The organism is Achromobacter sp. RTa, from assembly GCF_000757485.1.
Classification (GTDB): Bacteria; Pseudomonadota; Gammaproteobacteria; order Burkholderiales; family Burkholderiaceae_B; genus Achromobacter.
Map to the genome: position 1 here is coordinate 21,594 of NZ_JPYO01000033.1, position 23,132 is coordinate 44,725.

The window sequence follows — 23,132 nt, forward strand, 5'->3', positions numbered from 1 at the left end:
GTCAGACACTGCGCTGCCCCCTCTACCGCTGCATTGACTCCCAGCTCTTCATCAGCCGCTTCACGGACACCGGCATCGGCGTGCGCAGTTCCTGCGCGAACAGGGCCACGCGCAACTCTTCCAGCAACCAGCGGAACTCATCCAGCCGAGGATCCGGCGCCCCCTTCAAAGCCGAGCGCGCCCGCTGGTACTGGGTCAGCAGCGGCGCCATTTCCGCCACCAGCTTCGCATCGCGCGCGGGATCGGCGCGCAGCTTGTCGATGCGCGCCTGGACAGCCTTCAAATAGCGCGGGAAATGCGCGAGCTGGGCGTACGGCGTGTCGCGGATGAACCACTTGGGCATCAGCGCGCCCAACTGCGCCTGCAGGTCGGCGTAGGCGGTGGCATGCGGCTTGGCCTGGGGCAGCTTGCGCTGCACCGCCGCGTACTCCGTCAGCACGGCCCCCGCCAGGCGGGCCACCTCCTGGGCCAGCAGGCCCAGCCGGCCCTTGCCGTCGGCGCGCCGCGCCTCGAACTGCTGCTCGTTCACCGGCCACGGATCGGCCAGGCAGGCCTGCCCCAGCGCGCAGTCGACGATCTGGTCGCGCAGCTCTTCCTGCGTGCCCAGCGTCATGTAGAGCATGCTGATACGGGTCAGGTCCGTCAGGTTCTTTTCCAGGAACTTCACCTGCTCGCGCAGCCCCAGGCGGAACAGCTTGAGCAGGCCGGCGCGATGGTGCTTGCGGGCCTCGTCAGGATCGTCGAACACGTCCAGGTCGCAATGGGCGCCGCGGTCCACCAGCGCCGGGTAGCCGATGACGGACTGCCCGCGCCGCTTGATCTCCATGATCTCCGGCAGAGGGCCGAAGGACCAGGACGTCAGGTTCTCGTGCGCCAGCGCCTGGGCGACCTGCGTGTCGCTGGCCGCGAGCTGCTGGAAGGTGGCTTGCGCCTGCTTGCCGAATTCGGCGCGCAGTTGCGCCAGGTTGCGCCCCGCCGCCAGCATGCGGCCATGCTCGTCGACCACCCGGAAATTCATGAACAGGTGTGCGGGCAGGGTTTCCAGCTTGAAATCCGCCACCGCCGGACGGACCTGGACCTGGCTCCACATATCGGCGATGAGGGCGTCCACCAGCCCCTGCTGCGGATCGCCCAGGCGGTCGAACCAGCGGTCGTAGAATCCGGCGGCGTAGTCCGGCAGCGGCACGCAGTGGCGGCGCAGCTTCTGGGGCAGGGATTTCAGGAGCAGATGCACCTTTTCCTTGAGCATGCCGGGCACCAGCCATTCGCAGCGCGCCGGGTCGATCTGGTTCAAGGCGAACAGCGGCACCGACAGCGTCACGCCGTCGCGCGCGGAGCCGGGCTCGAAATGGTAGTCCAGGGCCATGGACACGCCCTGCCATTCCACCTTCTTGGGGAATACGTCGGTCGTGACCCCCGCCGCTTCATGCCGCATCAGTTCGTCGCGGGTCAAGAGCAGCTGGGCGGCCGCCGCCTTGTCCAGCCCCGACACCCACTTTTCCAGTGTGGCCGTCTGCGAGATGCCTTCGGGCAGCTGGCGGTCGTAGAAGGCGTAGATCAGTTCGTCGTCGACCAGGATGTCGGGGCGGCGGGTCTGGTGCTCGAGCTTCTCGATGCCGGCGATGAGCTTGCGGTTGTGCGCCACGAAGGCCAGGCGCGTGTCGATCTCGCCCGGCACCAGGGCCTGGCGGATGAAGAGCTCGCGCGCGTGCGCCGGATTGACGCGGCCGTAGTGGATGCGACGGCCGGCATAGATGACCAGCCCGTACAGCGTGGCCCGCTCGTTGGCCACGACCTGCCCGGCCTTCTTTTCCCAGCGGGGATCGGACCAGTTGCGACGGATCAGGTGCGCGGCCACTTTTTCCAGCCACGTAGGGTCGATCCGCGCCACGCAGCGCGCGTAGAGACGCGTGGTCTCGACCAGTTCGGCGGCGACGATCCAGCGCCCCGCCTTCTTCACCAACCGCGAACCCGGATGGATGTGGAAGCGGATCTCGCGGGCTCCTTGGTAGTGGCCGCCCTCGTCGCTCTTGAAGCCGATGTTGCCTAGCAGCCCCGACAGCAGCGCCAGATGCAGCTGCTCATAGGTGGCTTCGGCCTGGTTCACGCGCCAGCCCTGCTCGCCCACCAGGGCCGCCAGCTGGGTGTGCACGTCGTGCCATTCCCGCAGCCGGATAGGCGACAGGAAGTTCTGGCGCAGCAGCGCCACCAGCTTGCGCTGGGAAGCCTTGTGCTGCACCTGCTCGCCGTACCAGCGCCACAGCTTCAGGAAGGAAATGAACTCGGATTTGTCATCGCCGAACTTGGCGTGCGCGGCCTCGGCGGCCTCGCGCTCCTGCATGGGGCGGTCGCGCGGATCCTGCACCGACAGGGCCGAGGCGATGATCAGCATTTCCGCCAGGCACTGATGTTCGCGCGCCGCCAGGATCATCCGGCCGATGCGCGGGTCCACGGGCAGCTTGGCCAGTTCCTGCCCCGTGCGGGTCAGCGCGAAGGAGGCGCCGGTGCGCGTGCCGTCCGCCTCGTCGCCGGACGGAGACGCCAGTTCGATCGCGCCCAGCTCCTGCAGCAAATGGTAGCCGTCGGCCACCGCGCGGCCGGGAGGGGCCTCGACGAAGGGGAACTGCTCGATATCGTCCAGCTTCAGCGACTTCATCCGCAGGATGACCGACGCCAGCGAGGAACGCAGCACTTCCGGATCGGTGAACGGCGCCCGGTTGTTGAAGTCCTGCTCGTCGTAGAGCCGGATGCAGACGCCCGGCCCCACGCGGCCGCAGCGGCCGGCGCGCTGGTTGGCCGAGGCCCGGCTGATCGGCTCGATGCGCAGCTGTTCGACCTTGTTACGCCAGGAATACCGCTTGATGCGCGCCAGCCCGCTGTCGACCACGAAACGGATGCCGGGCACGGTCAGCGAGGTTTCCGCCACGTTGGTGGCCAGCACGATGCGCCGGGCATTGGTGCGCGGATGGAAAATCTGTTCCTGCTCGGCCTGCGACAGCCTCGCATAGAGCGGCAGCACTTCGGTGCCGGCCGGATGGCGCTTGCGCAGCGCCTCAGCGGATTCGCGGATCTCGCGTTCGCCGGGCAGGAAGACCAGCACGTCGCCCGGGCCATGCCGCGCGCATTCGTCCACGGCGTCCACGATGGCGTCGATCAGATCGCGTTCCTCGTCGCCCGACATGCGCTCGCGGTCGCGCCCGGGCTTGCCCGAGGCCGGCGCCTCGTCCGGCGCCGGCTCTTCGCGCACGGGACGGTAGCGGACTTCGACGGGGTACAGGCGGCCGGACACCTCGATGACCGGCGCGGGCTTGTCCTCGGACGAGGCGAAATGCCGGGCGAAGCGCTCGGCGTCGATCGTGGCCGAGGTGATGATGAGCTTCAGGTCCGGGCGACGCGGCAGCAGCTGCTTCAGGTAGCCCAGCAGGAAGTCGATATTCAGGCTGCGTTCGTGCGCCTCGTCGATGATGATGGTGTCATAGCGGCGCAGGAGCGGGTCGCGCTGCGACTCGGCCAGCAGGATGCCGTCCGTCATCAGTTTGATGGACGCGTTAGGGCCGGTGCGGTCGTTGAACCGCACCTGGTAGCCCACCACCTCGCCCATCGGCGTATTCAGTTCCTCGGCGATGCGCTTGGCCACCGAAGTCGCCGCCAGGCGGCGCGGCTGGGTGTGGCCGATCATCTTCTGGCGGCCGCGGCCCAGTTCCAGGCAGATCTTGGGCAGCTGCGTGGTCTTGCCCGAGCCGGTCTCGCCGCTGACGATCACGACCTGGTGGCCGGCGATGGCGCGAGCGATCTCCTGGCGCCGCGCGCTGACGGGCAGGTCTTCGGGGTAAGTCACCGCGGGGATGGGCCGCTCGGGGCGCGGCGCTCGGCGCGTATTCTGTGCAGCGGCCGCCGCCGGGGCCGCCGCGTCCGCGGTCTTGGGCGCCCGCGGGCTGGAGGATTCAGGCATGTACGATAGTCCGGTTAGGCCGACATTATAAATTTCCGCGCGCCCCCGCTGGTCGGTCCGGCCCCAAACCGGTGAATCGGGCATGGAATTCGCGCTGTATTCCGCATGCGGCGCCCCCCTGGCGGTCATATAATTTCGCCACGCCGTCCGCGCGACGGCGCTATGACGCGGCATGGCGCCGCGTTTTGACCGACTCTCAGGAATCCCTCCACCCATCATGCCCGACCTGGAACCAGACACCGTCTCCGCCCTCGAAGCCCCCGAATTCGCACCCGCCCAGTTCGTCCGATGGTTTCGAGACGTGGCGCCCCATGTGCATGCGTTCCGAGGCAAGACGTTCGTGGTGGCGTTCGGCGGCGAACTGGTGCAGGCCGGCGCGCTGAACGCGCTGGTGCAGGACCTGTCGCTGCTGTCCTCGCTGGGCATCCGCCTGGTGCTGGTGCACGGATCCCGCCCGCAGGTCAATGAGCAGTTGCGCCTGAAGGGCTTCACGCAGCAGTTCGATCGCGGCATGTCCCCCACCGACGCCGCCGCGCTGGAATGCGCCAAGGAAGCCGCCGGCGAGATCCGCCTGGATATCGAGGCCGCTTTCAGCCAGGGCCTGCCGAACACGCCCATGTCGCATGCGCACATCCGCGTCATTTCCGGCAATTTCGTCACGGCGCGCCCCGCCGGCGTGATCGACGGCGTGGACTACAAGCACACCGGCCAGGTCCGCAAGATCGACATCGACGCGCTGAAATTCGCCATCGAAAAAGGCTCGTCCGTCGTGCTGCTGTCGCCGCTGGGCTTCTCGCCCACCGGCGACGCGTTCAATCTGGCCATGGAAGACCTGGCCACCAGCGTCGCCGTGGCGCTGCGCGCCGAAAAACTGATCTTCCTGTCCGGTTCGCCGGGCGTGATGAACGACGACGGCACGCTGGACACCGAACTCGCCCGCGTGGACGCCGACGCGCTGCTGGCCGCAGGCACGCTGGACGAGGACACCCACGCCTTCCTGCATTGCGCCTCCCTGGCCGTCAAGCGCGGCGTGGCCCGCGCGCACCTGCTGCCCTTCACGCTGGACGGCAGCGTGCTGCTTGAAATCTTCACCCACGACGGCGTGGGCACCATGGTGGTCGAAGACACACTGGACGACCTGCGCCCGGCCACGATCGACGACGTGGGCGCGATCCTCAGCCTGATCGAGCCGCTGGAGGCCGACGGCACCCTGGTGCCCCGTCCCCGCAGCGTGGTCGAGCGCGACGTCGAAAACTTCACGGTGCTGGAGCACGATGCCGTGATCTACGGCTGCGCCACCTTGCACATGTTCCCGGAAGAGCAGATGGCGGAAATGGCCTGCCTGATCGTGCATCCGGAATGGCAGGGCTCGGGCGAAGGCGAAATCCTGCTGCGCCACATGGAATCGCGCGCGCGCGCCGCGGGCGCCAAGCGGCTGTTCGTGCTGACCACCCGGACCTCGCACTGGTTCATGAAGCGCGGTTTCGTGCAGGGCGGCATCGCCGACCTGCCCCGCGAAAAGCAGAACAACTACAACCGTTCGCGCAACAGCCTGGTCTTCATCAAAAAGCTGTAACCGCCCCGGCGCGGGACGGTTACCGCAGAGGCTGAAGGGGCTTGGCGTCCATGGGGGGCCAAGCCCGGTAAAATACCGGCTTACTTATTTTTCCGGCAGCGAATCATGGCTCGTATCGTCAACTGTGTGAAATTGAAGCGTGAAGCCGAAGGGCTGGATTTTCCTCCCTACCCCGGCGAACTCGGCACCCGCATCTGGCAAAGCATCTCGAAGGAAGCCTGGGAAGAATGGAAGGCGATCCAGACGCGGCTGGTCAATGAAAACCGCCTGAACCTGGCGGATGCCCGCGCGCGCAAGTACCTGCAGCAGCAAATGGAGCGCTTCCTGTTCGAAGACGGCAGCGTCGAAGCCCAGGGCTACGTTCCGCCCTCGGCCTGATCCACGAACGGCCGCGCCCCGCGGCCCTTATGCCGGCGCCTGCAAACCGCACCATTGCGCGATGAACAGCGCAATCGTCTTGGTGATCAGGCGCAGCGACTCCAGGTGGACGCGCTCGTCGAATCCGTGGATGTCCAGCGATTTGGGGCCATACACCAGCGTCGGCATATCTCCATAGATCACGAACACGCGCGCGTCCAGGTAGCCCGGCGTCGTGAAACTCTGCAGTTCGCTCTGGAATGCCTGCCGATGGCAATCGCGCAGCGTGTTCTCGGCGTCCGACCCTTCCTCCAGCACATAGCCTTCGGCATAGAACCCAGTGTAGGCCACCTGCGGCGCTGTGCCCCCCAGGCGCGGGTCCGACACGGCTTCGCGCAGGCAGGCATCGATCTCGGCCCGGGCCTCGTCGGCCGTGGTGCCCGGATAGATGGCGGCGCGCACATCGAATTCGCACCATGGCGGCACCGTCGACGGCCAGTCGCCGCCCTCGATCTTGCCGATGTTGAAATTGATGGGATGGTCCAGGTGCTCGAAGTGCCGGTGGCAGTGGTGCTGTCCGTTCCATTTCGCTTCCACCCGGCGCAGCGCCTCTATCGCGGCGTAGGCCGCGTCGATGGCGTTGAAGCCGTTGGCCATTTCCCGCGTGTGCGTGGGATGCCCCTGCACGCGGACCTTGAACCACAGCACGCCCACGTTGGCGCGCACCAGCATGTTCTCTTCCGGCTCGGGGATGATGACGGCGTCGGCCTTGTAGCCGCGCAGCAGGGCCGCCAACGCGCCGTTGCCCGTGCACTCTTCCTCCACCACCGACTGGAAATGGATGGGAGCCCCCGGCGCATAGCCTGCCGTCCGCAGCGCATCGTAGGCATACAGGTTCGCCGCCAGCCCGGCCTTCATGTCGGCCGCGCCGCGGCCGTACATCCAGCCGTCGATGATGGCGGGGTCCCAGGGCGAGCGGCTCCACATTTCCTGGGGGCCGGTGGGAACCACGTCGATATGTCCGTTGAGGATCAGGGAACGGCCCGTCTGCACGTCGGGCCGATAGGTTCCGACCACGTTGAAGGCGTTTTCGTATGACACCGTGACGGGGCCGAAGCCCGGATGGGAGCGGATGTCATCGACGTCGATCTTCCAGCGGTCCATCGAGAAGCCGCGCTGGCGCATCGCCTCGTACAGAAAGTCCTGCGCCGTATGCTCCTGTTCGCGCAGCGAGGGAAAGCGCACCAGATCCTGCGTGAAGGCCAGCTGCGCATCGAAGCGTTCGTCGACGGCCCGCAGGATGCGGCTGATTTGTTCGGAAGTCAGCGCGGCGGGCGCGGTTGCGTTGTCCATGCAATCTCCTTGAATGTAGTAGAACGGGAGCGATACGGCTCAGGCGGCGCGGGTGGCGGCCGTTGCGGCTCCGGCGGCGCGCTGCTTGTGCGCAGCCAGGCCCCAGATGGAAACCAGGGTGATGAGCGAAAGGCCCGAATAGAACAGCGCCAGCGGCATCCACTGGCCGGGGTACCGGTGCGACAGCCAGGTGCCGACCAGGGGCGTGAAGCCGCCGGCGATCGCTCCGCACAACTGGTACGAGAGCGAAATCCCCGAATAGCGCACGTGGGTGTCGAAAGCCGAACTGATGAAGCCGGCCATGGCCGAGTAGATCGTCGCCATGAACACCAGCACAATCGCGATGCCCGCCACGATGCTCAGGGGCGTGGCATGGCTGACCAGCATGAACATCGGATACGGCGCCAGCACCGAGCAAGCGGCGGCGACGATCAGCACGCGCGCCGTGCCCAGCGATTCCGCGAACCAGGCGGCGAGCGGCTGCACGAAGAACTGGATGATCGCGACCGCGAACAGGCAGTCGAGGATCATCGCGCGGTCCAGGCCGAGCGTCTGCGTCGTGTAGGCCAGCATGAAGGTGTTGGTGAAATAAATGCCGCCGATGGCGACGGTGCAAACCCCCATGCACAACAGCACCGTGCGCCAGGCCGTGCGCATGACTTCGCGGGCCGGGATCTCCAGCGTCTCCTGGCGCGCAAGCACCTTGGCGAAATCAGGCGATTCGCTTACGCCGATCCGGATGAAATAACCGACCGCCAGCAGGACGGCGCTGACGAGGAACGGTATGCGCCAGCCCCAGGCCAGGAAATCGGCCTCGTCCAGCGTAGTGATCAGGCGGAAGGCCACCAGAGAGAGGATCAGGCCGGCCGGGCTTCCCAACTGCGCGAAGGACGCCGCGAACGTGCGGCGGCGCTGGGACGCGTGCTCGCCCGCCATCAGCACGGCTCCGCCCCATTCGCCGCCCACCGCAAGGCCTTGCGCCAGGCGCAGCAGCAACAGCAGCGCGGGCGCCAGCAGGCCGGCCTGTTCGTAGCCCGGAAGCAGGCCTATGCCCACCGTGGCCACGCCCATGATGATCAGCGTGGCCATCAGCGCGTTCTTGCGCCCGATCCGGTCGCCCAGATGGCCGAACACCAGCCCTCCCAGCGGCCTGGCCAGGAACCCGGCCGCGAAAGTGCCGAACGACGCCATCGTGCTGACGAAAGGGTCCGCCGCCGGGAAAAACACCTTGCCGAAGACCAGCGCGGCCGCGGTGGCGTAGATGTAGAAGTCGTACCACTCGATGGTGGTGCCGATGAACGCGGCGGCGGCGGCGCGCACCGGCTGCTTGGCGGTGGGTGGATGGGCGGGGCCTGTCATATTTCCTCCTCGGAATGTCTTTGCTTTTGATGGCCGCTTTATCGCCCGCCGCACGACATACGGTCAATTTCTGTTTTCTAATCATCAAGTTAAGTAAAATTAATGTCGATGAGGGAGACGCCCGCCTCTGCGGCCGAACGCCGAGCCTGCCGCATATTTCTTAACTATCAATGCGTTATGAATGAAGATCCGCTTTCCCCCGTGGCGACGGCCCGCAAGATCGATCGCCTGGACTGGAACCTGCTGCGCACCTTTCTGGTGATCGTCCAGGAGCGCAGCATTAGTGGGGCTGCTATCAAACTGCATATCACCCAGTCCGCGGTCAGCCAGGCCCTGCGCCGCCTGGAGCAGCAACTCGACCGCAGGCTGATCGAACGGCATCACGCCCGATTCGCGGTCACGCAGGCCGGCGAAGAGGTGCGCCAGGCCGCCGAGGCCATCCACGGGAGCGTGTCCCAGCTCGTCAACGACGTGGCGCAGGCCGAAGAGCAGACGGTGGGACGCATCCATGTGCTCGTCGCCAGCCGCATCCATTCGGCGGTCTACGACGACTTCTGGGCGGGCTTTCATCGCGCCCATCCTCGCATCGAGGTACAGCTGGACGTGCTGCCCAGCAGCGAGATCGTCAGCGTCGTACAGCAACGGGGCGCCACCGCCGGCATCGCGCTGTGCCGGCAGATTCCGAAACGCCTGGACCACAAGTTGTTCCTGCAACAGCGCTACGCCTTGTTCTGCGGCAGGAACCACGCCTTGTTCGGCCGCCCCGACATCCGCATGGAAGACCTGCTCGGAGAGGACTTCGTCTCTTTCGCCAGCGATGCGCTGGGAGACAGCCTGTCGCCATTGACGATCTTCCGCGACCAGCGCGGCTTTTCGGGCAGGATCGTCGCCACTTCGTCGCAGCACGACGAAGTCAAGCGGCTGCTGGTCGCGGGTTTCGGCATAGGCTGCCTGCCGGAGCACAGCGTGCAAGCGGATCTCGCGGAAGGCAGGTTATGGCGCCTGCCGCCCGGCGAGGGCGTGTGCGCCGCCGACCTTCATCTTCTTTGGCGCGGCGACGCCCATCGCAGCGCGGCCGAGGATCTGTTCATTGCGTCGTTCCGCAAGCACATCGACAATTACTCCTTGCCGCAGCGCCTGCTCGCGACCCTGCCCCAGTAAGGCCTTAAGATTCTCCTATCGCCGGCCGCAACGGGCCCGGCCAACCGTAAAGCCGTCATGACCAAAGCATCGAGCCCGCCCTTCCCCGCCAGGCAGCCGGACGCCATCGCGCGCGCCCGCTCCATCGCTCCCGACCGCCAGACCGGCACGCTGCAGGACGTGCGCCACGTGGTGATCCTGATGCAGGAGAACCGCTCCTTCGATCATTATTTCGGCACGTTGCCCGGGGTGCGGGGCTTCGCGGATCCGCTGCCCGCGCCCACGGCCGCGGGCGACGTTCTGACGCAGGCGGACGGCGCGGCGCGGGTCCGCCCCTATGCCCTGCGTGGCGAATACGCCGGCGATACGCCCGTGGGCTATATCACGCCCCACACCTGGGACGATGCCCAGCGCGCCTGGAACGATGGGCGCATGGACCAATGGCTGCCCGCCAAGAGCCGGCTCGGCATGGGCGCCTACGACGGCGCCGACATCCCGTTCCAGACCGCGCTGGCCAACGCCTTCACGCTATGCGATGCCTACCACTGCTCGATGCATGCCGGCACCAATCCGAACCGCCTGTTCCTGTGGACCGGTACGAACGATCCTTCGGGACGGGCGGGCGGCCCGGCGCTGGTGAACACCTTCGACCGCCTGGGCCCCATCGCCGAAGGCTACGCCTGGACCACCTATCCGGAACGCCTGCAGGACGCAGGCGTGGACTGGCGCATCTACCAGGACATGGAGGACAACTATCACGACAATCCGCTGGCCGGCTTCAGGCAATATCGCCGGCAGCATGCGGACGGCGGCGCATCCGCTCCCTTGCGCGATCGCGGCCTGTCCACACATACGCTGGACGACCTGGCCCGCGACGTCGCCCAGGGCACGCTGCCGCAGGTGTCGTGGATCATCGCGCCTACCGCCGACTCGGAGCATCCGGAGGTCTCTTCGCCCCGCCGGGGCGGCGCCTATACCGAGCGCGTGCTGGATATCCTGACGCGCGACCCCGCCACCTGGAGCCGCTGCGTGTTCTTCGTCACCTATGACGAAAACGACTGCTTCTTCGACCACATGCCGCCGCCCGCGCCGCCGGCGCGCACCGCGGACGGCGCATCGGGGGGCCTGTCCACCGTCGAGCTGGAAGGCGAATACCACGATGCGCGGCACGGCCCCAGCGCCTCCACGCCGGACGATCCGGCTAGCCTGCACGGCCGCGGCTTCGGCCTGGGGCCGCGCGTGCCGATGCTGGTGATCTCGCCCTGGAGCCGCGGCGGCTGGGTCAACTCGCAAGTGTTCGACCACACATCCGTGATCCGCTTCCTGGAAGCCCGCTTCGGCGTGGCCGAACCCAATATCAGCGCGTGGCGGCGCACGGTGGCCGGGGACCTGACCTCCGCTTTCGACTTCACTGGGGATCGCGGACCGCAGGCGGAAGACGGCAAGCGCCGCGCCTGCCCGCTTCCGTATGCGTTCGAAGCCCGAGGCGCAATGGCCGCGGACGGCCGGCACTACCGGCTGACGCTGCGCAATCCCGGCGGGGCGGGCGCGGTACTGCATGTGTACGATCGGCTTGCGCTGGAACGTGCGCCGCGCCGCTACACGGTGGGCGCCGGCGATCGCCTGGACGACGGCTGGCGCCTGAACGATGATGGCGCCTATGACTTGTGGCTGCTGGGCCCCGATGGCTTCCACCGGCATTTCCGCGGCGACGCCCGCGACGCCGGATGCCTGGAGGCGCACCTGGCGCCGGCCGCCGCCGGCGTGCGGCTGCGCCTGGTCAACAACGGCCGCGCCGTGCAGTCCGTGGAGCTGGCGTCGCGCATGGGAGATGGCTGGTGCACCGCGACGCAGGTGCCGGCCGGCGGCGCAGTGGACGTGGAGTACCCGGGGCGCGAAGGCTGGTACGACGTGGAGCTGGCCGTCCCGGGCATGCCGGCCTTTGGACGGCGGCTGGCCGGCCGGATCGACGGCGGCAAGTCTGGCGTGCCGGATCCCAGGCTGGAGGCGGTGGTGTTGGCCGAAGGGTGAGGCGGGAAGGCCGGCGGCTTGCGGGGGTGTCAGACACCCTTTGCCGCGCTTGCGTGATGCGAGGAGCATTTCTCCAGGGTGTCAGACACCTGCGTTTCCACAGGGTATCAGGTGCCTGACATCCCTACGAGCAAGCCGCCCGAAATAGAGGTGTCTGACACCCCTACGAGCAACCCGTCAAGCTGAAGCCGGCCCGCCCGGGTGTCAGACACCCGCCATAAGCTGCTGGTGTCAGGCACCCACCGCGAAAAACTACTGCTCCTGTTGCGGCTCGTCCGAGTCCGCGTCGCCGCGCGCCTGGCGCTCGGTGTTCTTCACGCCGGTGTGGCGCACGTCCGCGCCCTTGACCATGTAGATCACGCGTTCGGACATGTTCTTGGCGTGGTCGCCGATGCGTTCGAGCGCGCGGGCGATGAAGATCATGTCGATGGCGCGCGAGATGGTGCGCGGGTCTTCGATCATGTAGGTGATGAGGTGGCGCAGCGCGCCCTTCCATTCCTTGTCCACTTCCTTGTCGCTGCGCACGACGGCGGCGGCCAGGATGGGATCGAGGCGGGCGAAGGCGTCCAGCGCCTGGTGCAGCATGGTGCGCACATTGGCGGCCATGTGGCGCAGTTCGATCACCGGGATGTGGCGCAGTTCGGCCTCGTGGATGCGGCGCGCGACCGTCGCGACCTTCTCGGCCTCGTCGCCGGAACGCTCCATGTCGGTCAGCATCTTCGATACGGCCATCAGCATGCGCAGGTCGATGGCGGTGGGCTGGTGCCGCGCCAGGATCCGGCTGATGCTCTCGTCGATCTCGACCTCGTGGCGGTTGACTTCCTTTTCGCGCTCGCGAACCTTTTCAACCAGCGACAGGTCCCCGCTGGCCAATGCGTCGATGGCCTCCTGGATCATGGCTTCCACCAAGCCGCCCATTTGCAAGAACTGCGAACGGACGCTTTCCAGATCCGCGTCGAACTGTTTGTTTGTGTGCTCCGACATCCGGGCTCCCTGCGTGGTTGATCTCATTGCAATGCCCCGAAATTAAAGAGTGTTACGAGATGGGCCTGCACAACCCGCAAGGTTATGACCCAAGTGTGACAGGATTATGAATCGGGCCCCTGCCGCCTGCAAGGCAGGCCGGCAAGCGGCAATGCCCCACGGGAAGCGCCTCAGGCCTTGCGGTCCAGGCGGCGGATGCCGTTCTGCGTGGCCAGCAGCGCCACGTCGGCGCCGGCCAGCGCGAACAGGCCGCAGGTGACCACGCCCGGCAGGTTGTTCACGCGGGCTTCGAGACCCCGGGCGTCCGTGATGGACAGACCCGAGACGTCCAGGATGATGTTGCCGTTATCGGTCACGAAACCTTCGCGCAGCCGAGGCTGGCCGCCCATCGCCGCCATGGCGCGAGCCACCGATTCGCGGGCCATCGGAATGACTTCGATCGGCAGCGGGAACTTGCCCATGGTCTGCACCAGCTTGGATTCGTCGGCGATGCAGATGAAGCGCTCGGCCACCGACGCCACGATCTTCTCCCGCGTCAGCGCGCCGCCGCCGCCTTTGATCATGTGGAGGTTGGCGTCGATCTCGTCCGCGCCATCCACGTAGACCGGCATGGTGGCGACGTCGTTCAGGTCCAGCACCTTCAGCCCGTGGTCGGCAAGCCGGGCGGCGCTGCGCTCCGAGCTGGCCACCGTGCCTCCGATGCGGCCCTTGAAACTGGCGAGGCCGTCGATGAACAGGTCGGCCGTGGAGCCCGTGCCCACGCCGATGATGACGTCCGGGCCGGCGACCTGTTCAACGAATTCCAAGGCCGCGTCGGCGGCTTGCTGCTTGAGTTCTTGCTGGGAGAGCATGGCGGGAAAATGCGGGAATGGTTTGTCCAGCCGGGAAATTTAGCACGCGGCGGCGGGCCAGGCGCGGGCCAGGATGGCCTGGGTATCCGTCCCCGCGGCCAATTCGCCGAAAATGCCGCCGCCAGCGCGCAAGCGGCTGGCGGCGAATGCCTGCCCCACGGCGTCCGGGGCGTGCTGGATCAGCAAGGCGGCCTGCCATAGCCGCGCCAGGCCGCCGGCGATGCGCCGCGCCTGGAACTCGGCCTGCTCCCCATCCGGCAGCAGGGCGTGCCAGCGCGCCAAGGCATCGTCGAAATCCCGGTTCTGTCCCTTGACCAAGGCGAACTCGCGCTCCAGCGCGGGCAGCGCCTCGGGCTCACGCTGCAAGGCCCGCAGCACATCCAGGGCCATCACGCTGCCCGAGCCTTCCCAGATGGAATTCACCGGCGTTTCGCGGTAGAGCCTGGGCATAGGGCCCTCTTCCACATAGCCGTTCCCGCCCCAGACTTCCATGCATTCCGCCACCGCGGCGATGGCGCGCTTGCATACCCAGAGCTTGGCGGCGGGCGTGCCCACGCGGACCAGCGCGCGGGCCTGCGCATCCGCGCGCTCGTCCACGGCGCGCGCCAGGCGCAGCGCCAGCGCCATGGAGGCTTCGCTTTCCAGCGCCAGGTCGGCCAGCACATTGCGCATCAGCGGCTGTTCGAGCAGGGCCTTGCCGAAGGCATGCCGATGCCGCGCATGATGAACCGACTGCACCAGCGCCTGCCGCAACAGCGCCGTGCTGCCCAGCACGCAGTCCAGCCGGGTGGTCGCCGCCATTTCGAGCAACGCCGCCAGGCCCCTGCCCGGCTCGCCCAGCAGGACGCCCCAAGCATCCTCGAATTCGACTTCGGCGCTGGCATTGCTGCAGTTGCCCAGCTTGTCCTTCAGCCGCCGCAGGCGGACGGCGTTGCGCGGCCCGTCCGGTATCCAGCGCGGCACGAAGAAGCAGCTGAGCCCTTCGTCCGTCTGCGCCAGCACCAGATGCGCGTCCGCGTGCGGCACCGAGAGAAACCACTTATGCCCCACGAGGCGGTAGGGGCGGCCGCGGCCCGCCGCCTCGAGCGGCATGGCCCGCGTGCTGACCGCGCGCAGGTCGGAGCCCCCCTGCTTTTCGGTCAGCCCCATGCCGATCAGGGCTCCGCGCTTTGCGGACAGCGGGGCATCCGCCCCGTCGAATTCACGCGAATACAGGGCCGTCAACCACTGGCCGGCGAAATCCACGGCGCCGGCCGGCTCGCGCTGCAACAGGGGCACCGCGGCGAAGGTCATGGTCGTGGGGCACAGCGTGCCGGCCTCGACCTGGCCCTGCATCACGTAGGCGGCGGCGCGCGCCACCTGCACGCCCGGCTCGGGCTGCGCCCAGGCGCGGCTGTGCAGGCCGCGCGCCACGATGCCCGCCATGAGCAGGTTCCAGGACGGATGAAAATCGATGTGGTCGATGCGATGGCCGACGCGGTCGTAGTTGAGCAGCCGCGGCAGGCAGCGGTTGACCTGGGCGCCGGCCTCCAGCGTTTGCGCGCGGCCCAGCCAGGCGCCATGCGCGGCCAGTTCGCCCGCCCAGGCCTGCGCGCCCTCCCGGCTTACCGCGGCGCGCAGCGCCGGATCGGTTTCGTACAGGGAATAGTCTTCCAGGGGCGGAACCTGGTTGAATACGGTGTGCGTCTCGAACGATGACATGGCAACTCCCTGGATTCGTCCGCTGGCGCGCCGTCGGCCGTTCGGCGCAGCGGCCCCGCCGCCTCAGCGCGCCATGGGCGCCACCAGGACCCAGGGCCGCAGCGCCTCGACCTGCGCGGCCAGTTCCAGCAGCAGGGCCTCGCTGCCGAGCCGCCCCATCAGCTGGATGCCGATGGGCAAGCCGTCGGACGACATGCCGAAAGGAATGGAGATCGCGGGCATGCCGGTCAGGTTGGCCAGCGGTGCGAAGGGCGAATAGCCGATGACGCCCTTCTTCCCCAGACGGTAGGCCAGATAGTCGGCGTTGTCCATGGCGTAGCGGCCGATGGCCGCGGGCGGCTGGGCCAGCACCGGGCTGAGGAACAGGTCGTGCCCCTGCGTGCCGTCACGCTCCAGGAACCGGCCGACTCGGCGCGTGATGTCGTGGCAGGTGTCCACGCAGGCCACGTACTGCGCACCGGAGATCGCACGGGCATATTCGCGCGCGCCCAATGTGGTGGGCTGCAATTCATCGGCGGCGAGGCGGCGGCCGCGCGCGCCGACGAAGGAATCGATCGCGTTGGCCGCCGCGCTGGCGATCAGCGGCAGCATGGGCGACAGTACCTCTTCGGACCCGACGGGCGGCGCGGCGGGCACCAGCTCGTGGCCGAGCGAGGCGAAGAACCGGGCGGCCTCGTCCACGGTGGCCGCCACTTCCGGATGGATGGCCTCGCCCTCGTAGGTGGTGTTGACGAACGCGATGCGGCGGCGCGGGGCCGCCTGCGGATCGGCCGCCACGCGCGCCACGACGCCTCGATAAGATTCCGCCGGCTGGACGGGCGCCGCGTACGGCGCGCCCACGTCGGCGCCCGCGCTGATGTCCAGGGACGCCGCGCAGTCGCGCACCGACAGGGTCATCATGTGTTCCGTGGCCAACCCGCCCCAGCCTTCGCCCTTGAGCGGGCCCAGCGGCATCAGTCCGCGCGAGGGCTTCAGGCCGAGCACGCCGCAGCAGGACGCCGGAATGCGGATCGACCCGCCGCCATCGCTGCCGTGCGCAATGCGCACCATCCCGCTGGCCAGCGCCGCCCCGGCGCCTCCGCTGGAACCGCCCGCGCTGTGGCCGGCCTTCCAGGGGTTCTGCGTAGCCGGGCCGTAGACGGGCGACTCCGTGGTGGGGCTCAAGCCGAGTTCCGCGCTGGTCGTGCGGCCGAACGGGATCAGGCCCGCGCGGCGGTACCGCTTGACGATCTCGGCGTCGACATCCCATTCGACCTGGCCATAGAGCACCGACCCCATTGCGCTTGGGAGGCCCAGCGCGGCGGTGCCCAGGTCCTTGAGCAAGGTGGGCACGCCCAGGAAAGGACGCTGCGGCAGCTGCGCCATGCGCTGTTCGGAGGACAGCTTCGCCAGTTCCTCGTCCAGCGCCTGCGCCAGGCGCAGGCCGAGCTCCGCCTGCATGCCGCAAGCCGCGTTGATCGCGGGATTGCGCGCCTCCACCCTGTCCGCCGCCTGCTGCATTGCGGCAAGCGCGGTCGTGGCCCCTTGCGCGATATCGACGCCCAGCGCCGTCGCGTCGAGGGTAGAGGAATCATGGCGTTCAGCGGTGCTCATGCTAGCGATGCTCCAGGTATCGACGGCGAATTGCCGCAAACGTCAGGATATCGGCTGTCGGACCGGGCAACAAGCTTGGACGGAAGCCCAGGCGCCCTGCTCCGCCCCGCCGCGCGGGTCAGCCGGCGCTGGGGGACGGCGCTTCCGGCTCGCCTGCATCCTCGCCGGTTTCACCCAGCAGCAACCGCGCATCGGCCTCGGGCAGCGCCTCCACGTCCTTCAGGTTGCGCAGCATGGCGCGCGTGCGCACCTCGGTCTGGCCGATTTTGTTGCTGGCGGTGTCCAGCGTCTTCTTGACGCTGGCCAGCGCATCGCCGAACTTGCCGAATTCCGTCTTGACGGCGCGCAGCACCTGCCAGACCTCGGACGAGCGCTGTTCGATCGCCAAGGTGCGAAAGCCCATCTGCAGGCTGTTCAGCAGCGCAGCGAGATTGCTCGGGCCCGCCACGTTGACGCGCAGGTCGTGCAGCTTGTCGAGCAGGCCGGGCCGGCGCAGCACTTCGGCGTACAGGCTTTCGGTGGGCAGGAACATGATGGCGAAATCGGTGGTGTGCGGCGGCGCTACGTATTTGGAGGCGATCGAACGCGCCTGCAATTCGACGGCTCGGCCCAGCGCGGCCCCGGCGTTCCTGACGCCTTCCGCATCCGCCGCCTCCTGGGCATCCATGAGGCGCTCGTATTCTTCCTTGGGGAATTTGGCGTCGATGGGCAGCCAGACCGGGCCGGCGCCGTCGCCGCGCCCTGGCAGGCGGATGGCGAACTCGACCACCGCCTCGCTGCCAGGCACGGGCTTGATGTTGCTGGCGTACTGATCCGGGGTCATGTTGTCTTCGATCAGCCGGGCCAGCTGCACCTCGCCCCAGGTGCCGCGCGACTTGACGTTGGTCAGCACCCGCTTCAGGTCGCCCACGCCCGCGGCGAGAGCCTGCATTTCGCCCAGCCCCTTGTGCACGGCCTCGAGACGGTCCGACACCAGCTTGAACGACTCGCCCAGGCGCTGCTCCAGCGTGGCGTGCAGCTTTTCATCCACGGTCCGCCGCATTTCATCGAGCTTGGCGCTGTTGTCGGTTTGCAACGATTGCAGGCGCTGATCCACGGTGGCGCGCACTTCCATCAAGCGCCGCTCATTGATCTGGATAAGGCCCTGCAGTTGCTCCGAGAAGCCCGAGGCGAAGCGCGCCAGCGATTCCGCCGACTCGACGCGGGCGGCCTGGGCGTCGCGGGACAGGCCGGCGCGCAGGTCCCCATGCGATTGCGACAGCTCCGCCCGCAAGGCGCGCGTGGATTCCGCGAATTCGGTGCGCAGGCCGCGCTGCCCTTCCGCAATATCGGACCGCAGCGCGCGCTCGGTCCGTTCCAGGCTTTCCAGCAGCGCATCGAGCCGGGAGTCCGGCGCGGGGGGGCGCAGCCAGGCCAGCAAGGCCGCCAGAAATGCCAGCACCGCGCCGCCTGCGGCGATCCAAAGCAGATGAATGTCGTTCAAAAGATGCATCTCCAAAGCCAGGATTGTAGGACCCGGACCACGTCTGCTGCGTCCCCCCGCCTGGAGCCTGCATTATCGGACTAGTTACCTGGAACAAAGGATTAAACTCTGATATGTCCAACCAGGTTCCGCCGCCCTTGAATCCCGCAGACTCCTTCCCCTGCATCCCCGCTGCATCATTCCAGGCCGTTTTCGGCCCATTGAACCTTGATGCCGAGGCGCCGCTCGCCATCGGCGGCGACCGGCACATTTTCCAGCATCCCCACATGCCGTCCCTGCTCGTCAAGGTCATGGACATGCAGGCTCGCGCCGTCTACCTGGAAGCGCGCCCCTTCAAGCGCTGGTACAAGCAGTACCAGCGCGAGAGCGCGTACCGGGTCTATCTGAACGAAATCTCCGAGTACGTCACCACTACTACCCGGCCTTCCGGCGTATGGCAGGTGCCCATGGCGCGCATCCTGGGCCTGGCGCAAACCACGCTGGGCCTGGGGCTGGTGGTCGAGAAGATCTGCGACGAGGCGGGCAATATCGCCCCCACCGTCGCCGACCTGGCGCGGCAGGGCAAGTTCGACGCGGCGCTGAGCGAACAGCTCGACGAGTTCTTCGATGACCTGGCCGATGCGCATGTCGTCCTGCACGACATTTCCGCCAGCAATGTCGCCTGCGGGCTCAATGCCGACGGCAAGCAGGGCCTGTACCTGATCGACGGCTTCGGAGTGCTGCCGCTCATTCCGCTGTATGCCTGGAGCAAGCGCCTGAATCGCCGGCGCATCCTGCGCAAGTACGCCCGGATGCGCGCGTCGCTTGCCCAGCGCTTCGCCCTGCCGGCCGCCTAGGGCGCTTCGGGCAGCACGATGCCCTGCCGGTCCACCCATACGTAGTCATGCCCCGCCCGCTGCCCGCGCCGCAGCGGATTGCGCGTGCAGAAGGCGGCGTAGGACGGGTCCACGAAACGATAGCTGAGGTGTTCGTCGCGGCCCAGGGGAATGCCGAGGCGCGTGGTGCAAATCAGCGCGGCGGGGGCTTGCCCCACATCTTCCACATAGAGGGCGCGGGGGTCGAAGCGGCGCGCGTCCCAGTCCGGCACCTTCAGCCCGAGCGCCCGGCACAGCAGGGTCTGGCCCGCGCACAGGCCGGCGGGCGGCCTGGGGCGCCCTTGCGCGTCGGGATTCAGTTCCTGCATGCGGGCCAGCGATTTCGGTCCGGACAGCGCATCCGTCCAGGGATAGCCGGATTTGATCAGCACGGCGTTGCCGGGGCCGGCCGCGCTGAAGTTCAGCGAATCCCCGCCGCGGGCGTAGTACATGTAGACGGTGCCGCCATCCATGAACAGCGCGCGGCGCTTGTGGGTATACCCGAGCGAGGCGTGGCTGCCCTTCTCTTCCAGGTAATAGGCTTCGGTCTCGATGATGCGGGCCGACAGCCACAGGCGGCCGACGCGATGCCGGATGACCTTGCCCAGCAGTTCGCGCGCCAGCTGGGCCGCGTCGCGGTCGAAGAACGCGTCGGGCAGCGGCTGGCCCGCCGCGCCTGGGCCGGCCGCCACCTCAGGCGAAGCGCTCGCCGTAGCGTTTTTCGCTGAAGCCAACGCTCACCTGGCCATCGGGCGTCACCGTGACCGGACGGCGCACCAGCGCCGGGTACTCGGCGATCAGCTGGCTCCATTGGGCATCGGTCTGCGCGGACTTGCGCTCTTCGGGCAAGTTGCGCCAGGTCATGGAGGTACGGTTGGCCAGCTTTTCCCAGCCGCCGACCTTTTCCGCCCAGGACTTCAGGGTGGCGGCGGGCACGGGATTGTCGCGGTAGTCCACGAATGCGTGGTCGACGCCATGGGCGGTCAGCCAGTCGCGCGCCTTGACGCAGGTGCTGCACTTGGTCAGGCCATACAGGGTGGTTTGCTTCATTTGGGTTCGGACTCCTTGCGCCATTGCATGCGGTTGGCCAGGATCACGCACGTGCCCACCGCCAGGATGAACAGGGTGGCCAGCGCGTTGATCTCGGGTTTCAGGCCCAGGCGCACCCGCGAGAAAACCTCCATCGGCAGCGTGCTGGAGCTGGGGCCCGACAGGAACGAGGCCAGCACGACGTCGTCCAGCGACAGCGTGAAGGACAGCAGCCAGGCCGATGCCAGCGCCGGAGCGATGAGAGGCAGCGTAATCTTGAAGAACACGGTGATGGGCGTGGCGCCCAGGTCCAGGGCGGCCTCTTCCAGCGAGCGGTCCAGGTCGCGGATGCGCGTCTGGATGATGACCGCGACGAAGGCCATGCAGAGGGTCACGTGGCCCACCCAGATGGTGAAAATGCCGTTCTCGGCGGGCCAGCCCAGGCTGCCGCGCAATTCCACGAACATCAGCAAAAGGGAAATGCCCAGCACCACTTCCGGGATGACCAGGGGCGCGCTGAGCATGCCCACGTAGAGCGCGAAGCCGCGGAAGCGGCCCATGCGCCCCAGCACGTAGCCCGCCCAGGTGCCGATGATGACCGCGGCCGTGGCGGTCATGGCCGCGATGCGGAACGACAGCCAGGCCGCGCGCAGCAGCGCATCGTCGTTGAAGAGCGAGTGGTACCAGCGGAACGACAGCCCGGTCCAGGACGTGACGGTGGGCGATTCGTTGAACGAGAACACCATCAGGCTGATGATGGGCACGTACAGGAAAAAGTACCCCAGCCCCAGCACGATGCCGCGCAAAGTCTTGTTGGGCCCGTTCATTTGCGGCCTCCGCCGGACTGTTCCTGCTGCTTGACCTGGTTGTACTGGAAGTACACCAGCGGCACGAGCAACAGCAGCACCATCACGCAGGTCACCGCCGAGGCCATGGGCCAGTCGGCGTTGTTGAAGAACTCGTTCCACATGACGCGGCCCATCATGAGCGTGTTGGCGCCGCCCAGCATTTCCGGAATCACGTATTCGCCGACCGCCGGGATGAACACCAGCATGGAACCCGCGATCACGCCCTGGCGCGACAGCGGCACGGTGATCTGCCAAAAAGCCTGCCAGGGCTTGGCGCCCAGGTCGTACGCGGCTTCCAGCAGGCGCAGGTCCATCTTCACCAGCGTGGCGTACAGGGGCAGGATGAAGAACGGCAGGTAGGCATAGACCATGCCGATATAGACGGCGACGTCGGTGCGGTAGATTTCCAGCGGGCTGGAAATGATGCCCAGGCCCTGCAGCAGGTTGTTGAGCAGGCCGTCGTTGCGCAGGATGCCCACCCACGCATACACGCGCAGCAGCAGCGAAGTCCAGAACGGCAGGATCACGCCCAGCAGCAGCAGGTTGCGCACCGAGGGCGACGAACGCGCGATGTAGTAGGCGATGGGATAGCCGATCAGCACGCAGCACAGCGTGGTGATGGCGGCGATCTTCACCGAGTTCAGGTAGGTGGCGAAGTACAGGCTGTCGGTGAACAGCAGGATGTAGCCGCGCAGGTGCAGGCTGAATTGCACCGCCTCGTCCTTGAATTCCGCCAGCGAGGTATACGGCGGAATGCCGAACTTGAGCTCGGCGAAGCTGATCTTGAAGACCAGCAGGAACGGCACCAGCAGGAACAGCACCAGCCAGGCATACGGCGGGACCACCGCCAGCGTCCGGCCCGACGGCAGCCAGTCACGGGGCGAAATGCGGATCATGACGCCAGCACCGTCGCGCTGTCGGCATCCCAGCTGACGAAGATTTCTTCATCGATGCCGGGCGCGTCCATCTGGATGAGCAGTTGGCTGGGCACGCTGGCCTCCACGGTCTTGCCCGAATCGAGACGGATCTGGTAGAGCGCGTAGCTGCCCATCCACGCCATGTGGCTGACCATGCCGTGCGCCCAGTTGTATTCGCCTTCGGGCTGTTCGCGCGAGACGACCAGCCGCTCGGGCCGGATGGAGACGTGCACCTCCATGCCCAGCGGTTCGCTCACGCCGTGGTTGACGAAGAGCGGACGGGTCAGTTCGTCGCATTCGATGGCGACGTGGTCGGGTTCATCGACCACGATGGTGCCGGTGAACATATTGGTCGACCCGATGAAGCTGGCGACGAAACGGGAATTCGGGAAGGCATAAACGTCCTGCGGCGAGCCGCATTGGACGATCTGCCCTTCCGTCATGACGGCCAACCGGTGCGCCATGGTCATGGCCTCTTCCTGGTCGTGCGTGACCATGATGCAGGTCACGCCGACCTGCTCCAGGATCTTCACCAGCTCGATCTGCGTTTTCTGGCGGATCTGCTTGTCCAGCGCGGACATGGGCTCGTCCAGCAGCAGCAGCTTGGGACGCTTGACCAGGCTGCGCGCCAGGGCGACGCGCTGCTGCTGGCCGCCCGACAGCTGGCTCGGCTTGCGGCGCGAATAACCGGCCATCTGGACCAGGTCCAGCGCCTCGAACACGCGGTCATGGATTTCGGCGCGGTCCACGCCTTCCTGCTTCAGGCCGAAAGCCACGTTGGCCTCGACCGTCATGTGCGGAAACAGCGCATAGGACTGGAACATCATGTTCACGGGCCGCCGGTACGGCGGCACGTGGGTGATGTCCTCGCCGTCCAGCAGGATCTGACCCGAGGTGGCCTCTTCGAACCCCGCCAGCATGCGCAGCAGCGTGGACTTGCCGCTGCCCGAGCTGCCCAGCAGGGCGAAGATCTCGTTGCGCTTGACCGACAGATTGACGGAACGGACGGCGACCACATCGCCGAAGATCTTTACGACATCGGAGATCCGGACGAACTCGTCCGGATCCGTCGAATGCTGCGCCGAGTAACGGCTTTCGCTCATG

The 23,132-nt window shown here is 67.3% G+C and carries 18 protein-coding genes; 5 read left to right on the forward strand and 13 right to left on the reverse strand.

What is annotated here, in order from left to right; all coding sequences use genetic code 11:
- Positions 1-22: 22 nt before the first annotated feature.
- On the reverse strand, positions 23-3,952 hold the full coding sequence (gene hrpA, locus JL37_RS11485; protein ID WP_043544205.1) for an ATP-dependent RNA helicase HrpA: 3,930 nt from the start codon (positions 3,950-3,952) through the stop codon (positions 23-25).
- Positions 3,953-4,169: 217 nt separating this feature from the next.
- Here hrpA and argA point away from each other — a divergent pair, with 217 nt between their 5' ends.
- Both argA and JL37_RS11495 read left to right on the forward strand, forming a co-directional pair.
- On the forward strand, positions 4,170-5,528 hold the full coding sequence (gene argA, locus JL37_RS11490; protein WP_043544207.1) for an amino-acid N-acetyltransferase: 1,359 nt from the start codon (positions 4,170-4,172) through the stop codon (positions 5,526-5,528).
- 105 nt (positions 5,529-5,633) lie between these two features.
- Positions 5,634-5,906, forward strand: coding sequence for an oxidative damage protection protein (locus tag JL37_RS11495; RefSeq protein WP_043544209.1), 273 nt, complete (start codon positions 5,634-5,636; stop codon positions 5,904-5,906).
- 27 nt (positions 5,907-5,933) lie between these two features.
- On the opposite strand, the gene JL37_RS11500 is transcribed toward JL37_RS11495, so the two are convergent.
- Together JL37_RS11500 and JL37_RS11505 are read right to left on the reverse strand one after the other, a co-directional pair.
- A complete protein-coding gene (locus JL37_RS11500) occupies positions 5,934-7,238 on the reverse strand; it encodes an ArgE/DapE family deacylase (protein ID WP_043544210.1) in 1,305 nt (434 codons plus the stop codon).
- Between the two features lie 39 nt (positions 7,239-7,277).
- Entirely contained in the window at positions 7,278-8,597 is a 1,320-nt protein-coding gene (locus JL37_RS11505) for an MFS transporter (protein ID WP_043544212.1), read from the reverse strand.
- Positions 8,598-8,774: 177 nt separating this feature from the next.
- On the opposite strand from JL37_RS11505, the gene JL37_RS11510 reads away from it, so the two are divergent.
- The gene (locus JL37_RS11510) at positions 8,775-9,758 is read left to right on the forward strand and encodes a LysR family transcriptional regulator (RefSeq protein WP_043544213.1); all 984 of its coding nucleotides are present in this window, start codon (positions 8,775-8,777) and stop codon (positions 9,756-9,758) included.
- Positions 9,759-9,815: 57 nt separating this feature from the next.
- A complete protein-coding gene (locus JL37_RS11515; RefSeq protein WP_043544215.1) occupies positions 9,816-11,768 on the forward strand; it encodes a phosphocholine-specific phospholipase C in 1,953 nt (650 codons plus the stop codon).
- A gap of 252 nt (positions 11,769-12,020) precedes the next feature.
- On the opposite strand, the gene phoU is transcribed toward JL37_RS11515, so the two are convergent.
- The 5 genes from phoU to rmuC form a co-directional block, all read right to left on the reverse strand.
- On the reverse strand, positions 12,021-12,752 hold the full coding sequence (gene phoU, locus JL37_RS11520; RefSeq protein WP_043544216.1) for a phosphate signaling complex protein PhoU: 732 nt from the start codon (positions 12,750-12,752) through the stop codon (positions 12,021-12,023).
- Positions 12,753-12,922: 170 nt separating this feature from the next.
- Positions 12,923-13,603: a ribose-5-phosphate isomerase RpiA gene (rpiA, locus tag JL37_RS11525; RefSeq protein ID WP_043544218.1), complete on the reverse strand. Its 681-nt coding sequence runs from the start codon at positions 13,601-13,603 to the stop codon at positions 12,923-12,925.
- Between the two features lie 39 nt (positions 13,604-13,642).
- Complete coding sequence (locus JL37_RS11530) at positions 13,643-15,304, reverse strand: isovaleryl-CoA dehydrogenase (RefSeq protein WP_043544221.1); 1,662 nt, start codon at positions 15,302-15,304, stop codon at positions 13,643-13,645.
- Positions 15,305-15,367: 63 nt separating this feature from the next.
- Positions 15,368-16,897, reverse strand: coding sequence for an amidase (locus JL37_RS11535; RefSeq protein WP_043544223.1), 1,530 nt, complete (start codon positions 16,895-16,897; stop codon positions 15,368-15,370).
- Between the two features lie 118 nt (positions 16,898-17,015).
- A complete protein-coding gene (gene rmuC, locus JL37_RS11540) occupies positions 17,016-18,389 on the reverse strand; it encodes a DNA recombination protein RmuC (RefSeq protein ID WP_043544224.1) in 1,374 nt (457 codons plus the stop codon).
- A gap of 104 nt (positions 18,390-18,493) precedes the next feature.
- Between rmuC and JL37_RS11545 the strand changes: the two genes are divergently transcribed.
- Positions 18,494-19,216 (forward strand): PhoP regulatory network YrbL family protein, encoded by a 723-nt coding sequence (locus tag JL37_RS11545; protein ID WP_052097112.1) that lies wholly within the window; start codon positions 18,494-18,496, stop codon positions 19,214-19,216.
- Here JL37_RS11545 and JL37_RS11550 read toward each other — a convergent pair.
- Genes JL37_RS11550 through JL37_RS11570 form a run of 5 tightly spaced genes read right to left on the reverse strand, consistent with a single transcriptional unit; the run spans position 19,213 to position 23,131 of the window.
- A complete protein-coding gene (locus JL37_RS11550; RefSeq protein ID WP_043544226.1) occupies positions 19,213-19,926 on the reverse strand; it encodes a DNA-3-methyladenine glycosylase in 714 nt (237 codons plus the stop codon). The genes JL37_RS11545 and JL37_RS11550 overlap by 4 nt on opposite strands.
- A 1-nt stretch (position 19,927) precedes the next feature.
- Positions 19,928-20,284 carry a Spx/MgsR family RNA polymerase-binding regulatory protein gene (locus tag JL37_RS11555; protein ID WP_043544228.1) on the reverse strand — a complete coding sequence of 119 codons (357 nt, stop codon included), beginning with the start codon at positions 20,282-20,284 and terminating at the stop codon, positions 19,928-19,930.
- Entirely contained in the window at positions 20,281-21,090 is an 810-nt protein-coding gene (locus JL37_RS11560) for an ABC transporter permease subunit (RefSeq protein ID WP_043544230.1), read from the reverse strand. Before JL37_RS11560 ends, JL37_RS11555 begins: the two co-directional genes overlap by 4 nt.
- The gene (locus JL37_RS11565) at positions 21,087-22,007 is read right to left on the reverse strand and encodes an ABC transporter permease subunit (RefSeq protein WP_043544231.1); all 921 of its coding nucleotides are present in this window, start codon (positions 22,005-22,007) and stop codon (positions 21,087-21,089) included. Before JL37_RS11565 ends, JL37_RS11560 begins: the two co-directional genes overlap by 4 nt.
- Entirely contained in the window at positions 22,004-23,131 is a 1,128-nt protein-coding gene (locus tag JL37_RS11570) for an ABC transporter ATP-binding protein (RefSeq protein WP_043544232.1), read from the reverse strand. Before JL37_RS11570 ends, JL37_RS11565 begins: the two co-directional genes overlap by 4 nt.
- Position 23,132 lies beyond the last annotated feature (1 nt).

What these genes read in the sequence shown, in the direction of transcription:
- hrpA (WP_043544205.1), bottom strand. Translation starts at nt 3,952, where the DNA reads ATGCCTGAATCCTCCAGCCCGCGGGCGCCCAAGACCGCGGACGCGGCG.
- argA (WP_043544207.1), top strand. Translation starts at nt 4,170, where the DNA reads ATGCCCGACCTGGAACCAGACACCGTCTCCGCCCTCGAAGCCCCCGAA.
- JL37_RS11495 (WP_043544209.1), top strand. Translation starts at nt 5,634, where the DNA reads ATGGCTCGTATCGTCAACTGTGTGAAATTGAAGCGTGAAGCCGAAGGG.
- JL37_RS11500 (WP_043544210.1), bottom strand. Translation starts at nt 7,238, where the DNA reads ATGGACAACGCAACCGCGCCCGCCGCGCTGACTTCCGAACAAATCAGC.
- JL37_RS11505 (WP_043544212.1), bottom strand. Translation starts at nt 8,597, where the DNA reads ATGACAGGCCCCGCCCATCCACCCACCGCCAAGCAGCCGGTGCGCGCC.
- JL37_RS11510 (WP_043544213.1), top strand. Translation starts at nt 8,775, where the DNA reads ATGAATGAAGATCCGCTTTCCCCCGTGGCGACGGCCCGCAAGATCGAT.
- JL37_RS11515 (WP_043544215.1), top strand. Translation starts at nt 9,816, where the DNA reads ATGACCAAAGCATCGAGCCCGCCCTTCCCCGCCAGGCAGCCGGACGCC.
- phoU (WP_043544216.1), bottom strand. Translation starts at nt 12,752, where the DNA reads ATGTCGGAGCACACAAACAAACAGTTCGACGCGGATCTGGAAAGCGTC.
- rpiA (WP_043544218.1), bottom strand. Translation starts at nt 13,603, where the DNA reads ATGCTCTCCCAGCAAGAACTCAAGCAGCAAGCCGCCGACGCGGCCTTG.
- JL37_RS11530 (WP_043544221.1), bottom strand. Translation starts at nt 15,304, where the DNA reads ATGTCATCGTTCGAGACGCACACCGTATTCAACCAGGTTCCGCCCCTG.
- JL37_RS11535 (WP_043544223.1), bottom strand. Translation starts at nt 16,897, where the DNA reads ATGAGCACCGCTGAACGCCATGATTCCTCTACCCTCGACGCGACGGCG.
- rmuC (WP_043544224.1), bottom strand. Translation starts at nt 18,389, where the DNA reads ATGCATCTTTTGAACGACATTCATCTGCTTTGGATCGCCGCAGGCGGC.
- JL37_RS11545 (WP_052097112.1), top strand. Translation starts at nt 18,494, where the DNA reads ATGTCCAACCAGGTTCCGCCGCCCTTGAATCCCGCAGACTCCTTCCCC.
- JL37_RS11555 (WP_043544228.1), bottom strand. Translation starts at nt 20,284, where the DNA reads ATGAAGCAAACCACCCTGTATGGCCTGACCAAGTGCAGCACCTGCGTC.
- JL37_RS11560 (WP_043544230.1), bottom strand. Translation starts at nt 21,090, where the DNA reads ATGAACGGGCCCAACAAGACTTTGCGCGGCATCGTGCTGGGGCTGGGG.
- JL37_RS11565 (WP_043544231.1), bottom strand. Translation starts at nt 22,007, where the DNA reads ATGATCCGCATTTCGCCCCGTGACTGGCTGCCGTCGGGCCGGACGCTG.
- JL37_RS11570 (WP_043544232.1), bottom strand. Translation starts at nt 23,131, where the DNA reads ATGAGCGAAAGCCGTTACTCGGCGCAGCATTCGACGGATCCGGACGAG.